Raw genomic sequence first — 6,360 nt, forward strand, 5'->3', positions numbered from 1 at the left:
ATACTCCATAATTCATGCATAACTTGCAATTATGCGGACGCCGTGAATACGCGACAGCTTCGCCATTTCCTTGCGGTTCTCGATTTGGGATCGCTGAGTGCAGCCGCCGAGGCGGTGCATCTCAGTCAGCCGGCGCTGTCGCGCAGCTTGAGCGCGCTAGAAGACGAATTGCGCGCGCCACTGTTCGATCGAACGGGCCGACGTCTTCGAGCGACACCATATGCCCTGGCTTATGCGAAGCGCGCCCGTCGGATCGTGTTCGACGCGAATGAGGGGACGCGTGAGCTCGAATTGATGCGAGGCGGCGAGCTCGGACGGCTCTCCTTCGCCATGGGTTCCTCACTCGCTGCCTGGCTGCTCGGACCCATGATGTTGAAGTTGATGCAGGAGGCGCCCGCGCTCAAGCTGAGTGCACTCATCAAGACATCGGATACGATGGTCGATGCGCTCATTGGAGAGACGCTCGACTTTTTTGTCGGCGATATCAGCGTCGCGGCACTCATCCCAGATCTGGCGGCCGAGCCGGTCTTTCCCTGCACCTTCGGCTGGTTCGCCCGACAACATCACCCGCTGGCACGGAAGCGGCGGATCGGAATTAAGGAGCTCGAGACATACACGCTCATCGGGACCGGCCACCTCGAGGAAACATTGCTGCGACGATTTGCGCAGCTATATTCATTGCAACCTCCGGTGCTTGATCATTTCGGGATCATCGCAGACGACGTTGCGGCGGTGAGAAGGGTGATCGTTGACAGCGATGCGGTGGTCCCGGCAACGGACCTTTCAATGATCGACGCACTGCGCGCGGGTGAGGTGATCGTGCTCGATGTGAATCCGCCGCTGGATGACCTAAAGATGACCCTCGGCATCGTGCGCCGTCAAGGGCGTACACTTGTACCTGCGGCCGATCGTGCCTTCGAACTCATTCGAGCGCAGTTTGCTGAGGCTGCGACTGAAATCGCGCGCCTGCGCCGACGCGGGGCCAGCGCAGGCCGAGCCTTACGGTAGCGGTGCAGGTGAAACGCGGCTCGATGTCGGACAGGCGCACCTCATCCGGCCAGCGATCGGCACAGATCAAACCTCCAGCCCCGGCGGGGCCGCCATCTCTCGACGGTCGGCCCCTAACCGTGCGGGTACGCAGGTCGAGCATCAGACCATCCCGCTCGGCTGCGAGAGACGTTCCTGGAATTGCAGTTGCGCGACAAGACGAATCCGAAATTTACGTAACTGATGAAGGTTAAGGACGCGCACGGTGGCGTGTCTCTGCGCAGTATGTCGGTAGATGACAGCAGTGCCACAGTGTCGATCGCGACACACCGCATTGGCGCGCCTCGCCGCAGCTTTTGCGGCGTCCTTCATGGCGCTTTCTCCCTTAGCCTTGAGCCCGTCGCGAATGGCGGGTTCCGTTTGTGGCAGGGAAAGAACAGGCTGTGGACGGTTCGACTTTGGGGGGAAGCCAGCAGGTTAACGCTGGTGTCCTAAGCCAACTCCAAGGCTGCGCGCCTTTTGCCTCAACGAGCCCTCGGACCGCTTCATCAGCTTTGACAACTTAGCCACTGGGGTGCGGGCTTTGGAATGTGCCTTGAGCAGTTTGACGTCGTCCTTGGTGTATTCCTTGCGCTTGCTCTTCGTCTTTTTTGCCACCTGATGCTCTCCAACGTGATCACGTGCGGGGTTAAAGTGAACATGCGAATGCGTCAAGCACAGGTGGGCTCTCGCCTTCCTTATCCGCAATGGTCTCGGAATGAACCAATGAGCGGTATCGCAGCCGACGTAGTCGCGCTTGCTCTTATATCTCGAGCGCGTTGGCTTGGGCGTGGTGGGCCGCCAGGCTTTCCCTAGCGGCCCGATTGCCTGAAGCCCAATTCCCACAAAGCAGCAAATTTGGCTCGGCGGAAAATAGATCGGCGACTACTCGAAAAATTCCCGGGTTCGATACCAATGCCGATCCCTCAGGAGGCGCAACCGCCAGCGGCTCGCGATACATTGCCGACGGTTAAGGCGGTGAACGACAAGGCCCGCCAGCGTGAACCGGCGGGCCTCGGCACTCCCGGCATCCTTAAGAGAAAGCTCAGCCAAATGTAAGGACGGCTTAAGGACTTCCGCCCACGGCCGGCACTAGCATGGCCATGGTGATCTTGTGAGCACCGCCACTGCGCCAACATGTCTTTCATCACGTTTCATTTTCTGCGCTGTGGCGGCTCGCCGCGTCCGGCCCTGAACGCGCATCGGAGCTGACCGAAGATTTCGAGAAATGGAGCCGTATCATGTTTTATCGGTTATCGGGCGTCGCACTTGCCATTCTCATACTGGGCACCATCGACGTTGTCGCAGCGGACCTGCCGGTCTATGAAGTCGCGGGCCTCCCAATCACACCGCATCAATTGATGGTGCTGGGACCGGCCGGCGCGGAGCAGGACCTCTCGCCTTTCATACAGACGATGGCGGGAATGCCAGCGTCGCCGCATCAGATCGCGGTCCTCACGCCGCGTCCGGCGCAGATCGGGCAGCAAGCTTACAACAAGAGGTGAGCGCGCTGCGGTCCGGAATCTGGCGGCGGCTTTCCGCAGTTCAAGACACGCATGATGCCAATCCGGTCGAGCATCGTCGGGCCCCTTGCTCGGCCACCAGGATCAGGGCTTCCATCGCCGCTTGCCATTCCGGGGCAACATGCACGCCTTGGACAGCGCGGCGACGTACTCGCCTGCGTCATGCAGCGTGACCAGCTCGCGGTGGTCAACCTCGATCGGATCTTCAAAACGGCGGCCCCAGCCCCGTTCTGCCATTTTGCGGCGCACACACAAGCTATGATGGAGTTTTTCGTCGGATGTTGTCCCCGCGAAACAATTAGCAAGCTCGAGGAAGCCGTTTTTGGACTGCGTCGAAAGAGGGCGGCAATATATCTGCTGTATGACAGCTATGTTAAACAATGGAGTTTGACAAATGCTGTGCGAACGATTTTTTCTCGTTTTGGAAACGCTGCTCCAGAGCCAAATTCAGTCGACCACTTATCGTGACGGCGCCCCGCGGGTGACGAGCTCGTCCCAGCATGTACCGGTGCAGCTTCCTGCTAGGTCCTAAACGCGCCGGCGTAGGCTAGGCCTCAGTCGGCGGCATCGACCTTCAAGAGCCGGACATAGGTCCCGCTTTCTTGCAGCTCGAGCCAGCCGCGCTCGACTGCGTGCTTGATCCCGGCGCCGAACTCGGGGCCGGTTGCTTTCAGCGTGTAGAGGAACGGCGCGTTGATCTTCTCGATATGGATGCGGCCGTCTTGCACAGGCTCGATGCCGGCGGCGATCTCGACGAGCTTGCGGGCTGCGGCTTCCGGGTTGGCGAAGGGACGTTCGGCGGTGAGCTTCATGGATCGATGAGGCGGTGGGCGACGCGGATGTGGGAATCAAGAGTTGGGTTCGTGACTACCTCGCCGCAGAAGCAGTATGCAATCCCTTCTGGACGCTGGGTCGGCAGCGGAAGCGCTAGCCGGTGCATCTGGCCCTTCCAAGCGGTCCAGTCACGCTGGCGACGCCACATCTCGAAGTCTGCCTCAGTGCTCGTGGCGGCAGCTCCTGCCACGCTGTTTGAAAACTCGTGCGGGCTTCGTCAAACGTCTCGGCAATCCCGCAGCGGCACTCACCCGGATCAGTGCCGGGATAGAAGCCGCAGGACCAACTCCACTGCGGGGCCGAGTTCGGGACACCGGCGCGGCGACCGATGACACCGACACGGACATCGCCGCTGTAGACTAGCCACGTCTCGCGGTGCGGATCGTCCTTGCTGCGGCGGCGGGTAATAGGTAAACGCGTCGGAGATTTCTAGCGAGTGTCTGCTGTGTGCGCGAACCTCGGGCGGAGGTCAAAAAAATACCTCGGGGCTCACGTCTGCTTAATCCCCAACAGCGGCACAAGAGCAGACATTCCGGGACCGCCGCTCAAAGCCAAGGGGTAGCGTCCAAAAGGAGGCGTCCAGCCGCAAAAACCAGCGCCGCGTAAGTAAAGAGCATCCCGAAGCCTCGCACCGGGGCCAATCCCCCAAGCATGCCAATCAAATGCAGCAGTCGTCCCAGCGCAAGCGCTGCCCCGATGGCGACCACCGCCCAAGTCGGTGCGGCATGCGCCTCCACCAAGCCCAGCGAGATCACCCCAAGAGGCACGTACTCGATAAAATTTCCTTGGGCGCGGATGCGTCGCAGCAGCGTCTCATCGGTACTGTCGCCTACCATCTGCCCGACCTTTGCGCGGCGCAGGGAAATGGGAAACGACAGGGCCACAAGAGAGACCGCAAACGCCGCCGCGAAGATAGAGGTAATGGGAAGCACAGCCATGGCTAACGCGCGCTATCAATGATTGCGCCGCCGTCGGCTGTAAGGCTGGCTCCTGTCATGAACTGCGCGTCCTTGCTGGCGAGAAACAGGACAACCGGGGCCACGTCGTTCTCCGGCGAGCCGTACCGAAGCAACGCATTTGTCGGCGCAGGCACGTTCGCGGCAGGGCCCCACGTTTCCGCGAGTGGCAGGATGTTGTTGACGGTGATCTTGTCGGCACTCCATTCACGCGCGGCGGTCCGGGTAAGGGCGCGAACGGCCTCTTTGGCCATGTTGTAGGGACCATAACCCACGAGGCCAATAATCCCGGCCATCGAGCCGAAATTGATGACGCGGCCTTCTCTGCTTGCTTTAAGATAGGGATAGCAGGCCTGCATCGTGCGCAAATAGGCAATCGGTCCCGTCTCGAAATTTCGCTGCAATTGCTCCGCCGAAAGCTCAACGATGGAAGACAAATGAGCCGTTGGGTCGAAGGCATTGTTTACGAGTATGTCGACCCGGCCATAGGCCGCGACCACCTTGTTCACCGCTGCCGTGATGTGATCGGCCCTGCTGATGTCACAAACAACACTTAGCGCCGTGCCGCCCGCCGTTTCGATCTCTTCAACCGTGGCATCCACATTCGCGGGCGTAAGCGAAAGGACCGCGACCTTCGCGCCTTCCGCCGCGAACAGCTTCGCGGTGGCGCGGCCAATGCCGCGACCAGCGCCGGTGACGATGGCAACTTTTCCATTGAGTCGGTTCATGTTCATCTCCTTCGATAGCTCTTGTTGTGTTTGTTGTTTTCCTGCTCGTCAAAACATCGCCACCAGCGCGTAGGGCGACGGAATTTCGCGGGCAGCGTTCTGTGTAACAAAGGAGGCGATGAGCAACGCGAGTCCGATCACGGCGGGCAAGGCGCCGCTCGGCTTGCGAACACCAAGATAGGCCAGGCCTGACATCAGCAAGTGATAGAACATACCGGCGTAAGCGAGGTCGCTGAGCGCTACGTTGGTGCGCGACAGGATCGCGGCAGGTCCCAGGACCTTCATGACGATCATGAAGGGTACGAGGTAAGCCGGGTATCCGAGATCGGACAGAACTTGCCGAACCCAATTCGCTTTCGTGAGGTACATGAAGGCGGAGGCTAGATACAACACGGACAAAAGCGCCGTACTGATCCAGTAGGTGTAGATCGTAGCCATGTGGTCGTCATGCTTGCTGGTGGGACAGCAACATCCTTCCTTCGTGTTGATTTGTTCGCGGACGCGTATTCATCACGCACTTGCGGCGTACATCGAAAATGTAGAACAAGGTTGATTTTGACAAGTAGGATGAATAACTTGCTGTTAGTATGGAATACCAGACTATGGCCAATAGAGAGATAAACATGCACGAAGAGATGCGGCGCGCCTTCGCGCTGCTCTCGGGCAAGTGGAAGCTTGAGATCATGTGGTTGCTCAATCAACGGATCTACCGCTTCGGGGAGTTACGAAAGGCGATCCCCGGCATCACGCAGCACATGCTCACCGCGCAACTTCGCGAACTCGAAGCTGATGGCCTTGTGTCGCGCACCGTATTTGCCGAAGTGCCGCTTCGGGTCGAGTATGAGATCACCGAGAAAGCGCGTGGGCTCGGCCCCACGATGGAGGCCCTGACAGCTTGGTGGACCAAGTTCGGAAAGACTGTACCAGCGAAGCCCGGTGCGCGGGGTCGCAAGCCAAAGGGGGAATGACTCAACTCAAGCTAAGGGTGAAGCTAAAGTTGCTGCCGCTTCCGAAAGTCCGCTTCGTGTCAAAATGTGAAGAACTCAACGTGAGCAAATCGAGTCCGCTATTCACCCCTTAAGCGGACCTCGACGAGGCGAGCGGCCACTTCGCTGATAGGCCAATCGCAGAGCGATCGGTGCGGCCACTGCGTCCGACAGCCATCAGTGTCAAGGTTACGTTGCCGGTTTGATCGCTCTAAGGCTGCTTCTCGAAAGTTCGCATCGAGCCTACGGATGTGAGCCATGGCTGCGCGGAGCGAGACCACCACTGAGTATGGGGGACGATCTGGTC

10 protein-coding genes are annotated in these 6,360 nt (G+C 59.5%); 3 read left to right on the forward strand and 7 right to left on the reverse strand.

What is annotated here, in order from left to right; translation table 11 throughout:
• Positions 1-1,008 (forward strand): LysR family transcriptional regulator (locus tag SO156_RS45390; RefSeq protein WP_498539409.1); only part of this gene is annotated, 1,008 nt, incomplete at its 5' end.
• A gap of 141 nt (positions 1,009-1,149) precedes the next feature.
• Here SO156_RS45390 and SO156_RS45395 read toward each other — a convergent pair.
• Complete coding sequence (locus SO156_RS45395; RefSeq protein WP_458144992.1) at positions 1,150-1,359, reverse strand: hypothetical protein; 210 nt, start codon at positions 1,357-1,359, stop codon at positions 1,150-1,152.
• 105 nt (positions 1,360-1,464) lie between these two features.
• Complete coding sequence (locus SO156_RS45400; protein WP_458144993.1) at positions 1,465-1,644, reverse strand: hypothetical protein; 180 nt, start codon at positions 1,642-1,644, stop codon at positions 1,465-1,467.
• A 623-nt stretch (positions 1,645-2,267) separates the two neighbouring features.
• Between SO156_RS45400 and SO156_RS45405 the strand changes: the two genes are divergently transcribed.
• Positions 2,268-2,531, forward strand: a complete 264-nt coding sequence (locus SO156_RS45405; protein ID WP_458144994.1) for a hypothetical protein — start codon at positions 2,268-2,270, stop codon at positions 2,529-2,531.
• 102 nt (positions 2,532-2,633) lie between these two features.
• Here the strand turns inward: SO156_RS45405 and SO156_RS45410 are convergent, their stop codons facing one another.
• The 5 genes from SO156_RS45410 to SO156_RS45430 form a co-directional block, all read right to left on the reverse strand.
• On the reverse strand, positions 2,634-2,786 hold the full coding sequence (locus SO156_RS45410; protein WP_458144995.1) for a hypothetical protein: 153 nt from the start codon (positions 2,784-2,786) through the stop codon (positions 2,634-2,636).
• Positions 2,787-3,103: 317 nt separating this feature from the next.
• A complete protein-coding gene (locus SO156_RS45415) occupies positions 3,104-3,361 on the reverse strand; it encodes a hypothetical protein (RefSeq protein WP_498539410.1) in 258 nt (85 codons plus the stop codon).
• 567 nt (positions 3,362-3,928) lie between these two features.
• Complete coding sequence (locus tag SO156_RS45420; protein WP_458144997.1) at positions 3,929-4,321, reverse strand: MAPEG family protein; 393 nt, start codon at positions 4,319-4,321, stop codon at positions 3,929-3,931.
• A gap of 2 nt (positions 4,322-4,323) precedes the next feature.
• The gene (locus SO156_RS45425; RefSeq protein WP_498539411.1) at positions 4,324-5,067 is read right to left on the reverse strand and encodes an SDR family NAD(P)-dependent oxidoreductase; all 744 of its coding nucleotides are present in this window, start codon (positions 5,065-5,067) and stop codon (positions 4,324-4,326) included.
• Between the two features lie 48 nt (positions 5,068-5,115).
• On the reverse strand, positions 5,116-5,505 hold the full coding sequence (locus SO156_RS45430; protein WP_498539412.1) for a DoxX family protein: 390 nt from the start codon (positions 5,503-5,505) through the stop codon (positions 5,116-5,118).
• Between the two features lie 149 nt (positions 5,506-5,654).
• Between SO156_RS45430 and SO156_RS45435 the strand changes: the two genes are divergently transcribed.
• Positions 5,655-6,035, forward strand: a complete 381-nt coding sequence (locus tag SO156_RS45435) for a winged helix-turn-helix transcriptional regulator (protein WP_458145000.1) — start codon at positions 5,655-5,657, stop codon at positions 6,033-6,035.
• Positions 6,036-6,360: the final 325 nt, after the last annotated feature.

The organism is Bradyrhizobium sp. UFLA05-125, assembly GCF_059803515.1.

Coding starts and splice junctions, on each gene's coding strand:
- SO156_RS45410 (WP_458144995.1), bottom strand. CDS start 2,786: ATGGCAGAACGGGGCTGGGGCCGCCGTTTTGAAGATCCGATCGAGGTT.
- SO156_RS45425 (WP_498539411.1), bottom strand. CDS start 5,067: ATGAACCGACTCAATGGAAAAGTTGCCATCGTCACCGGCGCTGGTCGC.
- SO156_RS45395 (WP_458144992.1), bottom strand. CDS start 1,359: ATGAAGGACGCCGCAAAAGCTGCGGCGAGGCGCGCCAATGCGGTGTGT.
- SO156_RS45435 (WP_458145000.1), top strand. CDS start 5,655: ATGGAATACCAGACTATGGCCAATAGAGAGATAAACATGCACGAAGAG.
- SO156_RS45415 (WP_498539410.1), bottom strand. CDS start 3,361: ATGAAGCTCACCGCCGAACGTCCCTTCGCCAACCCGGAAGCCGCAGCC.
- SO156_RS45405 (WP_458144994.1), top strand. CDS start 2,268: ATGTTTTATCGGTTATCGGGCGTCGCACTTGCCATTCTCATACTGGGC.
- SO156_RS45420 (WP_458144997.1), bottom strand. CDS start 4,321: ATGGCTGTGCTTCCCATTACCTCTATCTTCGCGGCGGCGTTTGCGGTC.
- SO156_RS45430 (WP_498539412.1), bottom strand. CDS start 5,505: ATGGCTACGATCTACACCTACTGGATCAGTACGGCGCTTTTGTCCGTG.